Source organism: Pelomonas baiyunensis (assembly GCF_043555935.1).
GTDB classification, from domain to species: Bacteria; Pseudomonadota; Gammaproteobacteria; order Burkholderiales; family Burkholderiaceae_C; genus Pelomonas; species Pelomonas baiyunensis.
The window spans coordinates 442,575-461,740 of the sequence record NZ_JBIGIB010000001.1; the positions used below are offsets into that span (position 1 = coordinate 442,575).

Genomic DNA, 19,166 nt, shown 5'->3' on the forward strand with positions numbered 1-19,166 from the left:
CCGGGCTTATTCGGTGGCGGTGACGCCGTCCATGGTTTGCGCCACGGCCAGCTGGGTGCGCACGCTGGCCACCGTTTGCAGGAACTGCGACTTGGCGTAGCCCGGCAGCGTGACCGACTCCGACGCGCGGGCGATGGCGCGCGGGTCCATCAGGCGGCCGCCGGCGTGGAACTCGAAGTGCAGGTGCGGGCCCGTGGCCCAGCCCGTGGAGCCGACCGCGCCGACGGGCTGGCCTTGCTCGATGCGCTGACCCTTCTTGACGTCGATCTTGCTCAGGTGGGCGTAGACCGTCAGGCGGTCGCCGCCGTGGCGGATCTTGACCACGTTGCCGAAGCCGTTTTGCCAGCCGGCCATCTCGACCGTGCCGTCACCCACCGAGCGCACGGCCGTGCCTGTGGGGGCGCCGTAGTCCACACCGTTGTGCTGGCGCCAGGTGTTCAGGATGGGGTGGAAGCGCATCGCGAAGCCGCTGGTGATGCGCGAGAACTCCATCGGGCTGGCGAGGAAGGCGCGGCGCTTGCTCTGCCCGTCGAAGCCGTAGAAGCTGGCCTTGCCGGTGACGCTGTCTTTGAAATAGACAGCCGAGTAGGTGCGGCCGTTGTTCGTGAACTCGCCCGCGAGCAACCGGCCCACGCCGCTGTCCCAGGTGATGGGTTCGCCGTCGGCCGTGAGCGTTTCGTAGACGATGCTGAAGCGGTCGCCCTTGCGCAGCTCGCGGTGGAAATCGATGTCGCCGGAGAACATGTCGGCCATCTGCGAGGCGATGGCGTCGGGGATGTTGGCGTCGTCGGTTGCGGCGAACAGCGAGGTGCGGATGGTGCCGCTGCCCAGTGCCACTTGGGCTTGCAGCGGCGCGGTTTCGGTGCGGGCGGTGAAGCGCGCGCCGTCACGGGCGATGGTCAGGCGGGTGAAATGACTTCCCTGCTGTTCCGACTTCTCGGCCGGGAAGCGCACCACGATCTGCTGGACCTGGCCGGAGGCGTCGGCCGTGACGTGCACCATCTTGCCGGCGCGGCCCTGGAAGATGCGGCGCGCCAGCGGGTCGGCGCGCAGGAAGGCTGCGGCGGCCGGGTCGAAGGCGCCGGCGCGCTTGAGCAGGGTGTCGGGGGTGTCGGTGGAGCGGGTGGCTTCCGCCCGGCTCAGGCCAATGCGGTGGGCCGACAGTTCTTCCAGCTGCGCCTCGATGCTGGGCGCCGCCACGGTTTCCACCACAGTGCGCTTGGGCAGCTCGGCTGCGTCCGGTGCCAGCGGCGCGATGCCGAAGGCCGTGACCGCAAAGCAGCTCAGCGCGCCCACGACCGAGGCCGTCAGCGCACGCGGATGGCGGGCGGCAAAGGCTTCGACGCGCTGCAGGCGGGCTTGGAGGTGCTGGAGGCGTTGCTGAAACACGGTCACGCTACAGATTCCGGGGTTGTCGCAGCGGCAAACCCGGTCGGGCCGGTTCCTTGCGATCGGGCGCCGGGGTACAGCACCCTAAAATCCTGGGTCGGTTGCGTGCTTGCAACACTCGCCGACGAGAGGGGTGAATTCTAACGTCAAGCCTGCTAAGGGCATGCCGGTTTACCCCGAGTGATCAATGACTTAACACCAAGCCCGTGTAAAGACGGGCCGCTCCAGCGCCATGTCCCAAGCTCCGCAATATCCCGTGACCGATGCCGTCCAGGAGGCCCTGGCCATCACGCGCCGTGGCGTGGATGAGTTGCTGCCCGAAGCGGAGTGGACCAAGAAGCTCGCCCGCTCGGCTGCCACCGGCGTGCCGCTGCGCATCAAGCTGGGCCTGGACCCGACGGCGCCGGACATCCACGTCGGCCACACCGTGGTGCTGAACAAAATGCGCCAGCTGCAGGACCTGGGCCACCAGGTCATCTTCCTGATCGGCGACTTCACCTCGCTGATCGGCGACCCGTCCGGCCGCAACGCCACGCGCCCGCCGCTGACCAAGGAGCAGATCCAGGCCAACGCCGAGACTTACTACGCCCAGGCCAAGCTGGTGCTGGACCCGGCCAAGACCGAGATTCGCTACAACTCTGAGTGGAGCGAGCCGCTGGGCGCCGTGGGCATGATCCAGCTGGCCGCCAAGTACACCGTGGCCCGCATGATGGAGCGCGACGACTTCACCAAGCGCTTCGCGGCCGGCACGCCCATCTCCGTGCATGAGTTCCTGTACCCGCTGATGCAGGGTTACGACTCGGTGGCCCTGAAGGCCGACCTGGAACTCGGCGGCACCGACCAGAAGTTCAACCTGCTGATGGGCCGCCACCTGCAGCAGGAGTACGGCCAGGAGCCGCAGTGCATCCTGACCATGCCGCTGCTGGAGGGGTTGGACGGCGTCGAGAAGATGTCCAAGTCCAAGAACAACTACATCGGCATCACCGAGCCGGCCAACACCATGTTCGCCAAGATCCTGTCGATCAGCGACGTGCAGATGTGGAAGTGGTACGACCTGCTGTCGTTCAAGTCCATCGCTGAGATTGCTACGCTGAAGGCCGAGATCGCGGGAGGCCGCAACCCGAAGGACGCCAAGGTGGCGCTGGCCAAGGAGATCACGGCCCGCTTCCACAACGCGGCGGCGGCGGACGCGGCGGAGCAGGACTTCATCAACCGCTCTAAGGGCGGCATCCCTGACGACATCCCCTCCGTGGCACTCACCGGTGCGCCCATGGGCATCGCCCAGGTGCTGAAGGCTGCCGGCCTTGTGGCATCCACCAGCGAAGGCCTGCGCATGATCGAGCAGGGCGGCGTGCGCCGCGCCGGCGAGGTGCTGTCGGACAAGGGCCTGAAGCTCGACGCTGGCGAGCACGTGCTGCAGGTGGGCAAGCGCAAGTTCGCCAAGGTCACGCTGAGCTGAACGGCCGGCGGCTGCGCAGCGCCCGGCCCAGGCCGGGCCACAAAAAAGGGAGGCCGCGGCCTCCCTTTGTTTTTTACGGCTTCACCGGCCGCGGGTAGGGGCCGGGCTTGACCGGCCGCACCGGCTCGGCGGCGATGCGCTTGTTCAGCTCGGCAATCGCGGCGTCCAGCTGCGCGTCCTGGCCCAGGAAGGTGGCCCGCGGCGGGTTGTCCACCTCGATGTCGGGCGACACGCCGATGCCTTCGATGAGGAAGCGGCCGTCGGCGTCGATCTGGCCCGTTTCAGCGGCGCGCATGATGCCGTTGTCCAGCAGGCGGTTGCCGTCCGACAGCCACACGCCCGCGCCCGAGCTGCGCTTGCCGATGACCGGGCCGATCTTCAGGCGCTTGAAGCCCTCGGCAAAGGTCTCGCCGTCGGAGTAGGTGTCCTCGTTCATCAGCACCACGGTGTGGCCGCGGTAGACGTTTTGCATGTTGGGGTACACGGGGGACTCCGCCGGCGAGCGGCGCTGCCAGAAGGCCCAGGCGCGGCGCAGCAGCTTCTCCAGGATCCAGCTGTCGATGTTGCCGCCGTTGTTGTTGCGCACGTCGATGATGAGGCCGTCGCGGTCGCTGGCGGCGTAGAACTCGCGCACGAAGTCGGCGATGTCGGCCGCCCCCATGGCCCGCAGGTGCACGTAGCCGATGCGGCCCTGGCCGGCCTGCTCCACGGCACGGGCGCGGCCCACGCGCCAGTCGTTGGTGCGCAGCTGGGTTTCGCGCGCTTGCGCCACCGGGGTCACGATGCGCTGCACCGCCTTGTCGCCCTGCTTCACGTCCAGCAGCACCTGGCGGCCGGCCTGGCCGCGCAGCATCTCCAGTAGGTGCGGCGCCGTGGCGGTGGGGCGGCCGTTGACGGCGGTGATGACGTCGCCCACCTTCAAGCCCAGGCCCGGTGCGGCCAGCGGCGGCGCTTCGGACGGCAGTTCGGCCTCGAACGCGTAGATGGCGTCGATGCGCCAGCCCTCGGCCACGCGCGAGAAGCGGCCGCCCAGGCCGGCCAGTGCGGGCTCGTCCGGCGTGGGGCGGGTGTCGCCCGGGGCGACCTGGCTGTGCAGCGCGCCCAGCTCGCTCACCATCTGCGCCATGAGTTCGGCCAGTTCGTAGCGGTCGGTCACGCGGTCCAGCAGCGGCTCGTACTTGGCGCGTGCGGCGGCCCAGTCGACGCCGTGCATGGCCTTGTCGTAGAAGTGGTCGCGGTGCATGCGCCAGGCGTCGGCAAACATCTGCTTCCACTCAGCGCGGGGCTGGGTGGCGATCTGCCAGTCGCTCCAGCGCACCTGGCTCTTGGCCAGCTCGGTGGGCAGCTTGGGCGCGGCGTCCACGATCAACACCTCGGGCGCGTTCTGGCCCTGGTTGCGCACCAGCATCAGCTTCTTGCCATCGGCGCTGAGCGTGTAGCTGCGCACATCGCTGGCCATCACCTCGGGCGCGGCGCCCTGGTTGTCGATGGCGATGGACTTGAGGTGGCTCCTGCGCTCCAGGTCTTGGTCCAGGAACCACAGGCGCTTGCCGTCGGTGCGGAGGGCGCGGTAGGTGCCTGCGGGCACCGGCAGCTCGAACAGCCGCGAAGCCAGGCCGTCGAACACGATGGCGGGCTTGCCCTTCTTCTCGGCGGCCTTGTCTGCCGGGGCGCTGGCGGCTGGGTTGGCTGGCTTGTCGGCTGGCTTGTCTGCCGCGGGCTTGGTGTTCGCGGGCAGCTCGGTGGGCTTCTTGTCGTCGGCCTTGGGCGCGGCGGCGTCCAGCTCGTCTTTGGCCGCAAAGGGCGAGCGCAGGCCCGGCTGCAGTGCCAGCGCGTAGAGCTTGCTGCGGTTGCCGAAGAAGGGGCCGGTGTTGCGGTCGCCCCAGGGGCCCGGGTTGCCGCCGACGACGAAGTTGCGGTCAGAGCTGAAGTACAGCCACTGGCCGTCGGGGCTGAAGGTGGCGCCGTCGGTGTCGTAGCGGTCGCTGGTCAGCGTGTGGGTGCGGCCGTCGGGCAGGTGGTGCAGCTGCAGTTGGGCGCGGTTGGCATGGCGCAGCGCGAGCGTCCAGGCCAGGGTCTGGCCGTCCGGGCTCCAGGCCTGCAGCCGGGGCTCGCCGAGCGCGCCGTGGGCGATCTCGCGGGTGGCTTGGGTCTTGAGGTCGGTCAGCCAGAGGTGGCCTTCCTTGTCGGTGTGGGCCAGCCAACGGCCGTCGGGCGAGGGCAGCAGGTCGCGGCGCTGGGTGGTGGCGCCGCGCGTGAGCCGCTCGGGCTGGCCGGTGCCGTTGGCGGCGAAGCGCCAGATCTCGGTCTCGCCGCTGAAGTCGCACAGCGCAAACACCTGCTTGCCGTCGTGGCTGAACTCGCCGTTCTTGCAGCGGCCGTCGGCCGGCTGGGGCAGTTCGGCCCGGCGCAACGCCTGCACGCCTTGGGTGGCGAGGTGGCCGCGCGCAGCGATGAGCACCCGCTCGCCGTTGGGGGCCAGGGCGGTGTCGGTCAGGAAGTCTTGCGGGCGCTTGATCCAGCGCTCGCGCTGTTGGTCAAAGTCGCCGCCGAGCGTGATGGCGAGCTTGCTGGGGGCCGCCGTTTGCGCGAGGTCTGTGAGGTAGAGGTCCGCGCCCAGGGCGTACACCACGCGGCTGCCGTCGATGGAGGCGTGGCGGATGTCCCAGCCCCGGTGGGTGCTGTGCTGGCGCAGGTCGCCGCCCTGCGCGTTGACGGACCACAGGTTCACCGTGCCGTCGCGGTCAGACAGGAAGGCCACGCGCTCGGCGCCGCCCACGCGGTAGGGCATGGGCCGGCGGTCGTTGTGGCCTTCAGGCACCAGCGGGCGGGCTTCGTCCTGGCGGGTCAGGTCCAGCGTCCACAGCCGGGCCAGCGCGCCGCCGCGGTACTGGCGGGCGTTGTCGCCGCGCAGGCCGCTGCGGGTGAAGTACAGCGTCTTGCCATCGGCGCTCAGCGCGGCGTCGCTGGCCTGGCCCACCGGCAGGGCGCGGCGTTGGCCGGTCTGGATGTTCACGGCAAACAGTTGCGAGCCGGGCCGGGCGTCGTTGGCGGTGTAGAGCACCTCGCCGCCGGCGGTGAAGCCCCACACGCGCATGCCGCCGCCTTCCCAGGTCAGCCGCCGCGGCGGGCCGCCGGCCGTGGGCATGAGGTAGATCTCGGTGCCGCCGTCGTACTGGGCGGTGAAGGCCAGCCAGCGGCCGTCGGGCGAGACGGCGGGCTGGGTTTCCTGACCCGCGTGGGTGGTCAGGCGCTGGGCTTCGCCCCCCTGCGCGCCCACGCGCCACAGGTCTCCTTCAGCCACGAGGTAGACCTGGTCCCCCTGCAAGGCGGGTTGGCGATAAAAGCCCGAGGTGCCGGCCCAGGCGCCGGTGGCGCAAAGCGCGGCCGCCAGCGCGGCCCAACGGATACGAGACATGTGAGTTCTCCGGTGAATGGCGGCATTGTGGTCATGCGCGGCCCGTCAGCGGGAGGTCACATCGGGTCAACCCTGGCCGGCGGCGACCCCCATGGCCACATGGCCGGCGGGCACGTGGGCTGCGGCGCTGGCGATGTGGCCGGCCTGGTCGTCGAAGAAGAAGTCGGGCTCGAATTCGCGCAGGAACTCGCCCTTGGGCAAGCCGCCGAGGAACATCGCTTCGTCCACCTCGATCTGCCAGTCCATCAGCGTGCGAATGGCCCGCTCGTGGGCCGGCGCGCTGCGGGCGGTGACGAGGGCGGTGCGCACCTTCATGCCGCCGCCGGTGCTGTGCTGCAGCCGCTGCAGGGCCTCCAGCACGGGCTTGAACGGGCCGGCGGGCAGCGGCTGGTGGGCGCGGGAGGTTTCATGGGCCTGGAAGGCGGCCAGGCCGTCGCGCTGGAACACCTGCTCGGCTTCGTCCGAGAACAGCACCGCGTCACCGTCGAACGCGATGCGCAGCTCGTGCGGGTGGGCGGCCGAGGCCCGCGCGGCCTGCGGCATCACGCGCGCGGCCGCCACGCCGGCCTGCAGCGCCTGGCGCACATCGGCTTCGTTGGTGGACAGGAACAGCTGCGCCGACAGCGGCTTCAAATAACGCCACGGTGACGCGCCGCGCGTGAACACGCCCCGCTCGATGGGCAGGCCGTAGTGGCGGGCGGATCGGAACACCCGCATGCCCGAAATCGGGTCGTTGCGAGACAGCACCACCACTTCCACCTGGGGTGCACCGCCTTCGTTGAAGGCCAGCAGTTTTTCGACCAGCGAAAACGCCACGCCGCGCGGCGCGGGCTCGTCCAGGCGCTGCTGCTGCAGGGCCATGTAGGCGCGGTCGTCGCCGGCCTCGAACACCTGGTTCTCGGCCTCGAAATCGAACAGGGCACGGGCGGAAATGGCAACGACGAGTTGCCCATGGAGGCTGACTGGCATGCGGGCATTTTCAGCCCGCGCCGTCTGCCTGCCTGCCTTCCTGCCGCCCGCTCACTGCATGAAGCCGATGCGCCCTTTCTTGGGCCCGCCGGCGGGCAGGTCGTCGCACAGCACCGTGCCGCGCCCGGCCAGCCGCGCGTTGCCGAAGCCGGTCATCCAGGCGCGCCGCATCTCCCGCGGGGCCAGTTCCGCCATGCGGTCCAGCACGGCGGCGCTGGGGTGTTCGTCGAAGCGCCGGCCCCAGTCGTGGCTGCCCCGCAGCGATGCGTACAGCCGCCGGGCAATGGCGCGGGCGGCGTCGAAGTCCGGCGCCTGCACCTCGAACACGTTGACGCGGTTCAGGATGGGGTCCGGGATGCTGCGCGCGTCATTCGCCGTGGCCACCCAGATGACCTGGCTGGCGTCCACCGCCACTTCCGCGAACTCGTCGATGAAGGCGCTGGCGGTGTCGTGCTCCAGCAGGCTGTAAAGCGACCCCAACGGGTCGTAGGCCGCTTCGCCGCCGGCCTTGTCGATTTCGTCCACCACCATCACCGGGTTGGCGTATTCGCCGTCCACCAAGGCCTCGAACACCTTGCCGGCGCGGGCGCCTTTCCATTGGCTGCTGGCGCCGGACAGCACCCAGCCGGCGGTCAGTGAGCTCATGGACACAAAGCCCATGCCGGTGCCGAGCAGCTCGGCCAGCTGCCGCGCGAAGTGCGTCTTGCCCACCCCCGGCGGTCCGAGCAGCAGCAGCGGTGTGATCTCCAGCGCATCGCTGCTGCCGTCACACAGGGCGATCTGCCGCTTCACGTCATCCAGCACCTCGTGGAAGTTGGGCATCTCGTCGTACAGCGCGTCCATCACCGGCAGCCCGGAGGGCTTGACCTGAAAGCGCTGCTCACCCTTTTCCAGCATGCGCTCGTAGGTGGCACGCAAGGACTCGTGCTCCTTGGGCGGCAGCTTCTCCAGCCGTTTGGACACATCCTCCAGCCGGTAAATGCTGCGCATGCGAGCCACCGGGATGCGAGGGGCGACACAGGTGAGGGCGGTACTGCTCATGCCGGAACTCCTTCCGAGTCCATTCAAGCAAAAACTGTTCGCCCCGTGGACCTAGAGAAATCACCGAATCGCGCACCAGATCACGCGACGCCGATCCACGGATTCACGCTGACCCTGCGCGCGCAGCGCCGCAGTCCCTCCAGCGACTTGCGCTGATCCGGCTTTGCCGGGCAGCCGCAAATGCCCCCTTACCGCAGCTCCGCTGCGGTAAGGGGGCGACACGCGTCACCGATCCACTGATTCACATTGACCCTGCGCGCGAAGCGCCGCAGCCCCTCCAGCAACTTGCGCTGATCCGGCTTTGCCGGGCAGCCGCAAGTGCCCCCTTGAGGGGGCCGCAGCTCCGCTGCGGTAGGGGGTGGTCTATTTCACCCAGGTATTGAGCTGAATGATCGGCAGCAACACCGCCAGCACGATCAGCAGCACCACCGCGCCCATCGCCACGATCAGCAGCGGCTCCAGCAGCGTGGCGGCCGCCATCGAGCGGCGCTGCACTTCCACCCCCAGCTGGCGCGCCGCACGGCCCAGCATCTCGGGCAGTTGGCCGGTTTGCTCGCCCAGCCGGGCGAACATGGCCAGGATGCCGGGGAAGCGCTTCTTGCCTGCCAGGGCCGAGCCCAGCGGCGCGCCTTCGCGCACCATCACCAGCGCGTCCAGCGCGTCGGCCTGCATGGCGCGGTTGGACAAGGTTTCTGCCGCGGCCTGCAGCGCCTTCAAGATGGGCACGCCAGCGCCAGCCAGCATGGCCAGCGTGCCGGCAAAGCGCGCCGCGTTGTAGCCCCGGGCCAGCCGCCCCAGCAGCGGCAGGCGCAGGATGCCGGCATCGAACCGCAGCCGGAAGGCTGGGGCCTTCAGGGCGTACCGCAAGCCCATGCCGCCCGCGATCAGCGCGCCCAGCATGGCCCAGCCCCAGGCGCGCACGAAGTCGCTCACGGCCAGCATGGCCACGGTCAGCGCAGGCAGGGCGCGTTTGGAACTGGTGAAGACCGTGGCGATCTGCGGCACCACGTAGGTGACGAGGAAGATCACGATCATCACGGAGATGAGGGACACGATGGCCGGATAAGCCATGGCGCCCACCAGCTTGGCCTTCAGGTCCTGGCGTTCTTCCAGGTCGTCGGCCAGCTTTTCCAGCACCTGGCCGAGCGCGCCGCTTTGTTCACCGGCGGCCACCACGCCGCGGTACACCTCGTCGAACTCGCGCGGGGCCGAGGCCAGCGCGCGGGCAAAGGCCGAGCCGGCATTCACCTCGGCCTTGAGCTGACTGATGAGCTCGCGTTGCTTGGTGTCTTCGCTCTCTTCGGCCAGCGCGGTCAGTGCCCGCTCAATCGGCAGGCCGGAGCCCACCAGGCCGGCGAGCTGACGCGTCCACACCGCCAGTGCCGTGGGGCTGAACACGCGGCGCGTGAAGCGGCTGCCTTCCTGCGCGCCATGCTGCTGCACGGTCTCGATGGACAGCGGCGTGAGACCCAAGGCGCGCACGGCCGCCCGGGCGGCGCGAGGGTTGTCGGCTTCGATCAGGCCGCTGCTTTGGCGGCCGGCGTCGGTGAGGGCTTCGTACTTGTAGGCGGGCACGACGGCGACCTCAGTCTCGGGTCACGCGAAGGACTTCTTCGAGCGACGTCACGCCGGCTGCAATCAGGCGTTCACCGTCCTCGCGCATGGACCGCAGGCCGGCGGCGCGGGCGGCGGTGGTCAGCTCGGATTCTGCGGCCTGCTGGTGAATCAGGTTGCGCACGGCCTCGTCGGCCACCATCAGCTCGTACACGCCGGTGCGGCCCTTGTAGCCGGTGTGGCCGCAGCTGTCGCATCCCACCGGGTGCCAGTGGCCGTGTTCGTCCTGGCGCTTGCAGTCGGGGCACAGGCGGCGCACCAGGCGCTGCGCCAGCACGCCCAAGAGCGATGACGACAGCAGGAAGGGCTCGACGCCCATGTCGGTCAGCCGGGTCACGGCGCTGGGGGCGTCGTTGGTGTGCAGCGTGGCCAGCACCAGGTGGCCGGTGAGGGACGCCTGGATGGCGATCTGCGCGGTCTCGTAGTCGCGGATCTCGCCAATCATGATGACGTCCGGGTCCTGGCGCAGGATGGCGCGCAGGGCCTTGGCGAAGGTCAGGTCGATCTTGGCGTTGACTTGCGTCTGGCCGATGCCGGGCAGTTCGTACTCGATCGGGTCTTCCACCGTCAGCACGTTGGTGGTGCTGGTGTCCACGGTCTGCAGCGAGGCGTAGAGCGAGGTGGTTTTGCCCGAGCCGGTGGGGCCGGTCACGAGCACGATGCCGTGCGGCTGCTGCACCAGTTTCTTGAAGGCTGACAGCACCGCGCCGTCCATGCCCAGGCCTTCCAGCGTGAACTTGGATTCGCTCTTGTCCAGCAGGCGCAGCACCGCGCGTTCGCCGTGGGCCGAGGGCAGCGTGGACACGCGCACGTCGATCGCGCGGCCGCCAATGCGCAGCGAGATGCGGCCGTCCTGCGGCAGGCGCTTTTCGGCGATGTCCAGCTCGGCCATGATCTTCAGCCGGCTGATGAGCGCGGCGTGCAGGGCCTTGTTGGGCTGCACCACCTCGCGCAGCGTGCCGTCCACGCGGAAGCGCACCGAGCTGCTGCGCTCGTAGGGCTCGATGTGGATGTCGCTCGCGCCGTCCTTCGCGGCCTGCGTCAGCAGCGCGTTGAGCATGCGGATGATGGGCGCGTCGTTCGCGGCCTCCAGCAGGTCTTCCACCGCCGGCAGGTCCTGCATCATGCGGGAGAGGTCCACCGCGCTTTCCACCTCGCCCACCACCACGGCCGCGCTGCTCTCGCTGCCGGCATAGGCGGCATTGATGCGCTCGGCCAGGGCCGGTGCGGCCTCGGCTTCCAGCCGGTCGACGACGTACAGCCGCTGCACTTCTGACAGCGTGGCCCAGCCCACATCGGGCGGCGTCCACAGCGTCAGGCGGTCGCCGTCGTCCTCCAGCAGCACGCAGTTGGCCTTGGCGAAGGCATAAGGCAGGGGGTGGCGGGTGGCGGCCATGGCGTGCGTGACTTACTTCTGGGGCAGGGCCTTGGCGGGGGACGACTTCGGCTCCGGCAGCACCGGCGCGCCGGTGTCGGGCAGGATCAGGCTCTTTTGCGGCTGGGCGCCTTCCTGCACCGCGCGGATGCTTTGGTAGCGGTCCAGCGTCAACTGGTTGGCACTGTCGGCCGAGCGCATCACCACCGGGCGCAGGAACACCATCAGGTTGGTCTTCACGCGCTTGCGGTTCTTGCTGCTGAACAGGTTGCCGATGACCGGAATCTTGGACAGGCCGGGCACGCCGTCGTCACCGTCGGTGTACTCGTCCTTCAGCAGGCCACCCAGCACGATGATGTCGCCGTCGTCGACGACCACCGAGGTTTCGATGGCGCTCTTGTCCAGCGTCGGGCCCGTGGTGCCGTTGGAGCCAGGCACGACGGACGAGTTCTCCTGGTACACCACCATGCGCACCGCGCCGCCCTCGCCGATCTGGCTCTTGACCTTCAGCGTCAGGCCCACGTCCTTGCGGTCCACCGTGGTGAACGGGTTCACCGTGCTGCCGCTGGTGGAGGTGCTGGCGTAAGAGCCGGTCACGAAGGGCACGTTCTGGCCGATCACGATGCGGGCTTCCTCGTTGTCCAGCGACACGAGGTTGGGCGTGGACAGCACGTTCGCGCCGCTCTGGCTCTCGAAGAAGTTGGCGACCGCGCCCAGCGTGTAGACGCTGCCGAACTTCTTGAGCAGGCCGATGTTCAGCCCCGACGGCGCCGAGCCGCTGGACAGCGCCGACGTGATGCCGCTGGTGCCGTTGGCCACCGCACCGGTGGCGTTGATGATGTTGGCCAGCCCGGTGCCGAAGTTGGTGCCGGCGCCGGTGATGCTGCTGTCACCCTTGCTGCCGAACATGTTCTGCCACTGCACGCCGAACTGCGCGGCCTTGGTGTTGTCGATCTTCACGATCAACGACTCCACGTACACCTGGGCGCGGCGGGCATCCAATTGCTCGATGACGGCGCGCACCTGGCGGTACAGCGGCTCAGGCGCAGTGATGATGAGCGAGTTGGTGGACGGGTCGGCCTGCACGAAGCCGCCGGTGGACGGGCCGGCCGACTGGCTCAGCGGCGACGTGGCGGCCGCGGAGTTCATGCCGCCACCGCTGCTGCCCGTGGCACTGGTGTTCGTGAGGTTCTGGCCGTTAGTGGCCAGCGTGTTGCCGCCGTTGAGGCTGGAGCCGGTGGTTGAGCCCGTGCTGCTGCTGTTGCCACTGCTGCCGGCTGCGGCGGCCCCGAAGGCGGCGCGCAGCACCGTGGCCAGTTTGGTGGCGTCGGCGTTCTTCAGGTAGACCACGCGAATCGCGTTGCCGCCGTCGCTGCTGGGCTGGTCCAGCTTGTCCACCATGGAACGCACGGCGGCCAATCGGGTGGGGTTGCTGGCGCGCAGGATCAGGCCGTTGGAGCGCGGGTCCACCAGCACGCTGACCGAGCCGCCGGCTTGCCCGGGCACCGCCGCACCGGTGGCGCTGCCGCCATCGGCCAGGCGCTGCACCAGCGGGGCCAGGTCGGCCGCCACCGCGTGCTTGAGCGGCACGATCTCGATGTCGCTGCTGCCCGGCGTGTCCATGGCCGCGATGATCTTGGCGATGCGCTGGAGGTTGTCCGCGTAGTCGGTGATCACCAGGCTGTTGTTGCCCGGGTTGGCGTTGATGGTGTTGTTGGGGCTGATCAGCGGGCGCAGCACGGCCACGAGGTTGTTGGCGTTCTCGTGCTGCACGCGGAAGATCTGCGTGAGGATCTGGTCGCCCCGAGCGCCCGAGCTTTCCACGGCCACCGAGCTGGCCTGCAGCTTGGCGTCGGGCTCCGGCAGGACCTTCAGGAAGCCGGCGGCTTCCACCACCGTAAAGCCCAGGCCGCGCAGCGCCGCCAGGTAGTTGCGGTAGGCGTCGGCCACCGACACGGGCTGCTCGCTGTAGACCGTGATCGTGCCCTTCACGCGGGGGTCGATGATGATCTGGCGGTTCAGCATCACGCCGATGGCGCGGGTCACGGCCTCGATGTCGGCGTTCACGAAGTTCAGCGTGACGGGCGAGCTGGCCTTGACGGCGGGGCCGGCCGGGCGGCCGCGCTGCACGCCGGCGTTGTCAGGCTGGGCGAGCGCGTTGCTGGTGTTCAGCAGCAGGGCGGTGATCGCGGCAGCGGCCGTGGCGGTGCGTTGGAGATTCATGATCATCCGATCGTCAGGACGGAGCGTGCGCCTTGGCGGCGCCCGATGATGTTCAGCAGGTTGTTCAGCGCTTCTTCGCGGCCCGGTGCGGCCGTGGCCTCGCCGGTGAAGCGGCTCTTGCCCCCCGGGTTCAGCACGCCCACGCCCGACAGCTGCAGCGCGCCTTCCAGCGTGGACAGGCGCATGGTGCTGGCGCCCGGCGTGGCCGTGTCGGCGGTGACGGTGAAGCGGTAGCTGCCCAGCGGTGCCACGGTGGACACGCGGGACGAGAGGTTCAGCAGGTCCAGCTGCAGTTCGCCGAACTGGCGCCAGCGGCCCTGCACGGATTCCAGCCGCAGGTCACGCGCCGACAGCCGCAGCGAACCCGTCAGCTGCAGCGTGTTCCAGGGCGTGCCCAGGCCGGCCAGCAGGTCGGCCGGCAGCCGAGCCAGCCAGTCGGCCTTGCTGTCCACGCTCACATCCACGCGGCCCAGTCCGGGGCGGATGCCCAGCAGCAACTCGCCGTTGATGCAACAGTCTTGCCGGGCCGCCAGCTGCAGGCCCGAGCCCTTGACGGCCAGCTTCCAGTGCATGCGGCCGGGCAGGGCGGCGGCGTCACGGCTGCCGACGCCGCCGGTCAGCACCAGCACGCCCGAGCCGTTCCAGATGCTGCCGCGGGTGTCGACGATCAGCACGTGTTCGCCAGACGCCGAGGCCACGGCCCGGGCCAGCCAGCTGGCCGGCGCGAACATCACCAGCGCGGCCACCACACCTACCAGGGCGCCGCCAATGCTCCAGCGCTTGGGCGTGACATGCCGCACCGCCCGGCCACCGGCGGCAGGCAGGCCCAGCACCGAGTCCAAGGCCACCGTGGGCGCGTTGTCTTTCTTGAACCAGGCCATCAGTTGTTCCCCAGCACCAGCACGATGCTGCCGGCAAAGCCCTTGGGGCCGCGCGTGAGTTGCGCCTCCACCGGGCGGGCACGGGCGGCCGAGCGGGCCTCGCCCAGCCAGGCCTGCAATTGCTCTGGCGAGACGCCGTTGAGGGTGACGATGGCGCGGTCGCCCGTCAGGTTCAGGCGGGCCGCCGGGCCGAGGTGTTCGACCGACGCGGTCAAGGCCGCTTGGGCCTGGGCCGGCGGCACGGCCGGTGCGGCCCGCAGGGCCTTGGCCTCCACGGCTTGGGCTTGCATCTGTTGCAGTTGCAGCTCCAGCTTCTCCAGCTCGGCGGGCGAGGTTTTCAGGGTGCGCAGGGCCGGGGCCAGCAGCACGCTCCAGCCCAGCAGCAGCGCCAGCAGCACGCCGGCCACGCCCAGCGTCAGCCGCTCGCGCTCGCCCAGAGCCTGCCATTGCGCCAGGGCCTGGCCCTTGGCTTGTTGGAACTGCGCGGCGAGCCCGTCGCCGGCAGGGTTGCGTGAAGAAGCCATCAGGAGCGTCCTTGCGCGGCGGCGCGGCTGATGGTCAGCTTGCCCTCGCTGGCGTCCAGCTGCCAGCCTTCGCTGCGCAGCTGGGTGCGGAAGTTGTCGACTTGTTGCGGCGCCCAGCCCTGGCCAGACAGCGTGAGCCGCCCGGGCTCGAACGCCAGGGCTTCGGTCGGCGGGCGGTCGCTGGGCCAGGCGGTTGCGGCGGCGCCGAGCAGGGCTTCCAGGTCTTGTTCGCCCACGGCGCCGGCGGTGGCGCGCAGCAGGTCCAGCTGCTTTTGCATCTGCACCGGTGCGTCGAGGATGGCGCGCACCTGCGGGAACGCCTCGGTCAGCGCGGCCGTGACGGCTTCGCGCCGGGCGGCCACTTCGCGGTGCTGGTGCCAGGCCCAGAGGTTCAGCCCCAGCAACTGCACCAGGGCCAGGCCCGCCAGGCCGTAGCGCACCGGGCGCCAGGGCTTGCGCATCAGCGCGCGGTGCAGCAGGCGCAGGGCGCGCACGCCGCGGGCCCGTGGGGCGAGGTCGAACTGGCGCAGGTTCCAGGGGCTGTCCACCACGGCCAGCGCGCGTTGCGCAGGCGTCTGCACGGTGACGGTGGTGCCCAGCCAGCGTTCGGCCGCGGTGGCGACGGCGGGCGTGGCGGTCCATTGCGCAGCGTGCACCAGGCCCGGCGGGAAGAACTGGCGCGGCAGGCCGCCTTCCAGCGGCAGGGTGGTGACGCCGTCCTGGTGGCTCCAGCGCAGCGCGGGCGTGGTGCTGTCGGGCTGCGCTTCGAAGAAATGACCGCGGGCCTGCGCGTCAGGCCAGGCCAGGGGCGCCACGCGGTCCACGAACACCTGGGCGGCGTCCAGCGCGGCGAGGTGGTCGGCCAACCAGGGGCGCGAGGTGATGGCCACCCACGCGGTGTCGCCACCCAAGGCATCGGGCTCTAGCGCGAAGTGCAAGGCGTCGGGCTCGTCCAGCAGGGCTTCTTCCAGGCGCCCGGCGAGCGCCGCACGCATCTGGCGGCCGGCGCGGGGCAGTTCCACCTGGCGCCAGCTGAGGTCGGACTCGGCCACCACCGCGATCACCGTGTCGGCCGAGGGCAGCGACGCGGCCGGCGCACGGCCCTCGGTGGTGAGGGTCTGGCCGTCGTCGGTGAGTGCGTAGTCGTACTCGCGCAGGGCATCGCTGCGCTGCGGCTCGGGCAAGGCGCGGCCGGGCGCGCCAAGGCGCACTCGCGGGGGCAGGAACAGCAGCAGGGTGCTCATAGGGGGTGGGCTCAGGCGCGGCGCATTCTAGGAGGGGGTGGGCCGCTTTCCGTGGCCGTGGCGGGGCAGAGGGTGACGAGGTGTCGCCGGGTTCGAGTTCGCAACATCACCGATCCAGCAGCTGGTTGATGCGTTCGCGGGCCAGCACCTTCATCGTCAGGCCTTCGCGTTCGATCAGAGAACGCTGCTCGAGCTGGCGTTCATCCAGCCGCAGCCGCCCGGTCACGATGAAAAACGAGGACGCAACCGCCACGCGCGCGGTGGTGGCCTGGGCCAGCGCGGTGGCGGGCAGGTAGGCCGCGGCATCGGCGGCCACGTCTTGCAGCGGCTTGGCCTTGCGGGCCTGCACCAGGCGCTCGGCCGTGGCCAGGTCGACGCCATCGAACAGCGCGGCAATCACCTCGCGGGGCGCTGTGTTCAGGTTCACCGGCGTGGCCTTGGGCAGCAGCACGACGAAGGGCTGCAGGCGCTTGATCGTGTCGGCATCTAGCCCCAGCCAGGAGAGCTGGTCCAGCCCGGCGGGCTGCAGCGGGCCGCTGTCGCTGGCGGGCCCGCTGGCGCCGCCGGACCCCGTGCCGTTGCCCGAACCACTGGCTGCCGCCGGGAAAGCTTGGCGCAGACCGGCCGCGATGACCGTGGCGGTGCCCGGCGCGGCGTTGGCTTGGCTGCACAGGCGCTCCAGCACGCGCAATTCCAGCTCGGGCGCTTTGGCGCCGCCCAGCAAGCCGCGCAGGTTGTAGCGGCTCTGCGCGTCTTCGATGCTGCCGGACAGAAAAGCCTCAGGGCCGGCGTCATCGGTGGCCACGGTCTTGTCGGCCGCCAGGAAGGTGGACAGCCGGGCCTCGGCCAGCGGCACGGCCCAGGGCTCGCCGAGGTGATCCACGGCCTTATTGCGGTTTTGCTTGGCGTCTTCTTGCAGGATCAGCCGAGCCCAGTCCAGCGCGCCTTGCAAGATCCAGGTGCTCTGCGCACGGGCGCGGTCGGCAGCTTCGATCTGCACGGCCCGGTACTGCTGCCACACCATGCCGGCGGCCAAGCTGGCAATCAGCGTCACGATGATGAGCGCGGTCAGCAGGGCCGCGCCGCGTTGGGTGGGGCGGCGGGTCATCGCACCGTCACCTCCAGCTCGCGCGTGAGCGTGCCGTTCAGGCCGCTGCCTTCCGCGAACTGCAGCGCGATGCGCAGGCCCGCCGGCGGCGCCACGGTGCCGCGCTGCGGGCCGTTGGGGTTGTTCTGGTTGCCGGTGGACTGGCAGTTGGCCCACGCGTTGCCCCAGTAGCAGTAGAACTGCCAGGCGCCCACGCCGTCGAACGCCCGCAGGGCCGGGTTGCGCTGGGCGAGTTGTTGCAGGCCGCGCTGGCGCTGGTCGTCCAGGTCTTGAATGGTGCGCAGCGCCGGGCTCTCCCAACGCCACAGGCTGCCCTCGCGCAGGCTCCACACCACCACCTGCAAGCCGTTGGTGGCTTGGCGGGTGAGTACGAGGTTGCCGCCGTCAAACGACACCGGCGGCACGGTGCTATGGCTGTCTTGCACGGCGCGCAGGTCCACCTCCCATTGCGCCAGCACGGTTTGCAGCCGTGCGGTTTGGGCCAGGCGGGCCTGCGCGATTTCTCGCGCGTGGGTCAGGGCGTCGATGCCGCGCCAGGCCATGCCGGCCAGCGTGGCCATCACCAACAGAGCCACCAGCACTTCCACCAGCGTGAATCCGCGGCTGCGCATGTTCAGAAGTTGCCAATGATGGTGGACAGGCTGAGCACGGGCACGCCCTGGCTGTCGGCAATGTCGGCGTCCACCCGGCGGAAGTTGGGGTTGGGCGTGGGGCTCACGCGCTGCTTGCCCACATAGCTGCGGCCCAGTTGCTCGCAGCTGAAGGCGGATTCGCCGATGTCCAGGCGCTGCTGGGTCAGGCGCAGTTCGGTCAGCTGGTTTTCGGCGCACCACTGGGCGGCGCTCACTTGCGCGAGCCGTTCGGCGTTGTTGGCCAGCGCGCCGGCCGCCTTGACGCCGGCACCGAGCGAGATGGCCACGATCACCAGCGCCACCAGCACTTCAATCAAGGTGAAGCCGCGCTGTGGGGTCATGGCGTGTTGACCACGTCAAACGGCCCCAGGCCGTCCGTGGCCAGGGTCAGGCGCTGGCCGCCGAGTTGCAGCCGCAGGCGCTGCGCCGGGATGATGGGCTCGGGGCCCAGCGTCAGGCCCGGGTTGGTGGCGGTGGTGTTTTCGATCTGCACGGCGACGGGGTCGCCCAGCCAACGGGTCGGCAGGGTGAGGCTGCGGGGCAGGCCTTCGAAGCGGAAGTCGTCGCCCGTCTTCACCGCGCTGGGCAGCCAGCGCACGGTCAGCCCGGAGGCGCGGCTTTCGGCGCGGGCGGTTTCCAGCAAGGCGATCAGGCGCTGGGCTTCGCGTTGCAGCTGTTGCTCGGCCGGGTCGCGCAGGGCGAGGCTGATGGTGGCGCTGGTGATGGCGATCAGCGCCACCACCACGAGCAGTTCAATCAGCGTGAACCCCGCGGCAGCCGCCCGTCGGGCGGTCCGCGGCGCGCCGGCGCAGCGCACAGCGCCTTATTGCCAGGAGCCGATGTCGGCGTCGCGGCCTTCACCGCCGGCGCGGCCGTCGGCGCCGAAGCTGTACACGTCCACCTCGCCCTTCACGCCGGGGTTGGCGAACTGGTAGGGGTGGCCCCAGGGGTCGTTGGGCAGCTTTTCCAGGTAGGGCTTCCAGTTCGGCGGGGGCGTGCCGGTGGTGGGCTTGTGCACCAGCGCGTCCAGGCCTTGCTCGGAGCTCGGGTAGCGCTGGTTGTCCAGCTTGTACATCTTGAGCGCCTGCATCAGGTTGTTCACGTCGGTGCGGGCGGCGGTGACGCGGGCGTCTTCGGCGCGGTCCAGCACGTTCGGCACGACGAGTGCCGCCAGCACGCCGATGATGACGAGCACCACCAGCAGTTCAATCAGCGTGAAGCCGCGGGCAGCGGCACGGGCGATGGGAAAGCGACGCATGGCTGGATTCGTGGGGGCACGGAGTGCAAGG

General features: G+C 70.0%; 16 protein-coding genes. 1 reads left to right on the forward strand and 15 read right to left on the reverse strand.

Features of this window, described 5'->3' with window-relative positions; genetic code table 11:
- Positions 1 to 6: 6 nt before the first annotated feature.
- Positions 7 to 1,395 carry a M23 family metallopeptidase gene (locus tag ACG01O_RS01915; RefSeq protein ID WP_394380723.1) on the reverse strand — a complete coding sequence of 463 codons (1,389 nt, stop codon included), beginning with the start codon at positions 1,393 to 1,395 and terminating at the stop codon, positions 7 to 9.
- 226 nt (positions 1,396 to 1,621) lie between these two features.
- On the opposite strand from ACG01O_RS01915, the gene tyrS reads away from it, so the two are divergent.
- Positions 1,622 to 2,848, forward strand: coding sequence for a tyrosine--tRNA ligase (gene tyrS / locus ACG01O_RS01920; RefSeq protein WP_394380726.1), 1,227 nt, complete (start codon positions 1,622 to 1,624; stop codon positions 2,846 to 2,848).
- Positions 2,849 to 2,921: 73 nt separating this feature from the next.
- On the opposite strand, the gene ACG01O_RS01925 is transcribed toward tyrS, so the two are convergent.
- From ACG01O_RS01925 to gspG, 14 genes are all read right to left on the reverse strand, one after another.
- Positions 2,922 to 6,266 (reverse strand): S41 family peptidase, encoded by a 3,345-nt coding sequence (locus tag ACG01O_RS01925; RefSeq protein WP_394380729.1) that lies wholly within the window; start codon positions 6,264 to 6,266, stop codon positions 2,922 to 2,924.
- A gap of 66 nt (positions 6,267 to 6,332) precedes the next feature.
- Positions 6,333 to 7,235 carry a 5'-nucleotidase gene (locus ACG01O_RS01930; protein WP_394380732.1) on the reverse strand — a complete coding sequence of 301 codons (903 nt, stop codon included), beginning with the start codon at positions 7,233 to 7,235 and terminating at the stop codon, positions 6,333 to 6,335.
- Between the two features lie 51 nt (positions 7,236 to 7,286).
- Positions 7,287 to 8,276 (reverse strand): AAA family ATPase, encoded by a 990-nt coding sequence (locus ACG01O_RS01935; protein ID WP_394380735.1) that lies wholly within the window; start codon positions 8,274 to 8,276, stop codon positions 7,287 to 7,289.
- Positions 8,277 to 8,639: 363 nt separating this feature from the next.
- On the reverse strand, positions 8,640 to 9,851 hold the full coding sequence (gspF, locus tag ACG01O_RS01940) for a type II secretion system inner membrane protein GspF (protein WP_394380736.1): 1,212 nt from the start codon (positions 9,849 to 9,851) through the stop codon (positions 8,640 to 8,642).
- A gap of 10 nt (positions 9,852 to 9,861) precedes the next feature.
- Entirely contained in the window at positions 9,862 to 11,286 is a 1,425-nt protein-coding gene (gspE, locus tag ACG01O_RS01945; RefSeq protein ID WP_394380738.1) for a type II secretion system ATPase GspE, read from the reverse strand.
- Positions 11,287 to 11,298: 12 nt separating this feature from the next.
- A complete protein-coding gene (gene gspD, locus ACG01O_RS01950) occupies positions 11,299 to 13,488 on the reverse strand; it encodes a type II secretion system secretin GspD (RefSeq protein WP_394380740.1) in 2,190 nt (729 codons plus the stop codon).
- 2 nt (positions 13,489 to 13,490) lie between these two features.
- Positions 13,491 to 14,369, reverse strand: a complete 879-nt coding sequence (gene gspN / locus ACG01O_RS01955; protein ID WP_394380741.1) for a type II secretion system protein N — start codon at positions 14,367 to 14,369, stop codon at positions 13,491 to 13,493.
- Entirely contained in the window at positions 14,369 to 14,893 is a 525-nt protein-coding gene (gspM, locus tag ACG01O_RS01960) for a type II secretion system protein GspM (RefSeq protein ID WP_394380745.1), read from the reverse strand. The genes gspN and gspM overlap by 1 nt, the downstream gene beginning before the upstream one ends.
- The gene (gspL, locus tag ACG01O_RS01965; protein WP_394380748.1) at positions 14,893 to 16,137 is read right to left on the reverse strand and encodes a type II secretion system protein GspL; all 1,245 of its coding nucleotides are present in this window, start codon (positions 16,135 to 16,137) and stop codon (positions 14,893 to 14,895) included. The genes gspM and gspL overlap by 1 nt, the downstream gene beginning before the upstream one ends.
- A gap of 106 nt (positions 16,138 to 16,243) precedes the next feature.
- Positions 16,244 to 17,245, reverse strand: a complete 1,002-nt coding sequence (gene gspK, locus ACG01O_RS01970) for a type II secretion system minor pseudopilin GspK (RefSeq protein WP_394380751.1) — start codon at positions 17,243 to 17,245, stop codon at positions 16,244 to 16,246.
- Positions 17,242 to 17,856, reverse strand: a complete 615-nt coding sequence (locus tag ACG01O_RS01975) for a PulJ/GspJ family protein (RefSeq protein WP_394380754.1) — start codon at positions 17,854 to 17,856, stop codon at positions 17,242 to 17,244. The genes gspK and ACG01O_RS01975 overlap by 4 nt, the downstream gene beginning before the upstream one ends.
- Before the next feature lie 2 nt (positions 17,857 to 17,858).
- Positions 17,859 to 18,218, reverse strand: coding sequence for a type II secretion system minor pseudopilin GspI (gspI, locus tag ACG01O_RS01980; protein WP_394380757.1), 360 nt, complete (start codon positions 18,216 to 18,218; stop codon positions 17,859 to 17,861).
- Positions 18,215 to 18,694 (reverse strand): Tfp pilus assembly protein FimT/FimU, encoded by a 480-nt coding sequence (locus ACG01O_RS01985; protein ID WP_394380760.1) that lies wholly within the window; start codon positions 18,692 to 18,694, stop codon positions 18,215 to 18,217. Before ACG01O_RS01985 ends, gspI begins: the two co-directional genes overlap by 4 nt.
- A gap of 6 nt (positions 18,695 to 18,700) precedes the next feature.
- The gene (gspG, locus tag ACG01O_RS01990; protein ID WP_394380763.1) at positions 18,701 to 19,135 is read right to left on the reverse strand and encodes a type II secretion system major pseudopilin GspG; all 435 of its coding nucleotides are present in this window, start codon (positions 19,133 to 19,135) and stop codon (positions 18,701 to 18,703) included.
- Positions 19,136 to 19,166 lie beyond the last annotated feature (31 nt).

Bases quoted from the DNA above. Each gene is read 5' to 3' on its own strand.
- ACG01O_RS01930 (WP_394380732.1), bottom strand. From the start codon at position 7,235: ATGCCAGTCAGCCTCCATGGGCAACTCGTCGTTGCCATTTCCGCCCGT.
- gspM (WP_394380745.1), bottom strand. From the start codon at position 14,893: ATGGCTTCTTCACGCAACCCTGCCGGCGACGGGCTCGCCGCGCAGTTC.
- gspG (WP_394380763.1), bottom strand. From the start codon at position 19,135: ATGCGTCGCTTTCCCATCGCCCGTGCCGCTGCCCGCGGCTTCACGCTG.
- ACG01O_RS01925 (WP_394380729.1), bottom strand. From the start codon at position 6,266: ATGTCTCGTATCCGTTGGGCCGCGCTGGCGGCCGCGCTTTGCGCCACC.
- gspI (WP_394380757.1), bottom strand. From the start codon at position 18,218: ATGACCCCACAGCGCGGCTTCACCTTGATTGAAGTGCTGGTGGCGCTG.
- ACG01O_RS01975 (WP_394380754.1), bottom strand. From the start codon at position 17,856: ATGCGCAGCCGCGGATTCACGCTGGTGGAAGTGCTGGTGGCTCTGTTG.
- gspK (WP_394380751.1), bottom strand. From the start codon at position 17,245: ATGACCCGCCGCCCCACCCAACGCGGCGCGGCCCTGCTGACCGCGCTC.
- gspE (WP_394380738.1), bottom strand. From the start codon at position 11,286: ATGGCCGCCACCCGCCACCCCCTGCCTTATGCCTTCGCCAAGGCCAAC.
- gspN (WP_394380741.1), bottom strand. From the start codon at position 14,369: ATGGCCTGGTTCAAGAAAGACAACGCGCCCACGGTGGCCTTGGACTCG.
- ACG01O_RS01935 (WP_394380735.1), bottom strand. From the start codon at position 8,276: ATGAGCAGTACCGCCCTCACCTGTGTCGCCCCTCGCATCCCGGTGGCT.
- tyrS (WP_394380726.1), top strand. From the start codon at position 1,622: ATGTCCCAAGCTCCGCAATATCCCGTGACCGATGCCGTCCAGGAGGCC.
- gspL (WP_394380748.1), bottom strand. From the start codon at position 16,137: ATGAGCACCCTGCTGCTGTTCCTGCCCCCGCGAGTGCGCCTTGGCGCG.
- gspD (WP_394380740.1), bottom strand. From the start codon at position 13,488: ATGAATCTCCAACGCACCGCCACGGCCGCTGCCGCGATCACCGCCCTG.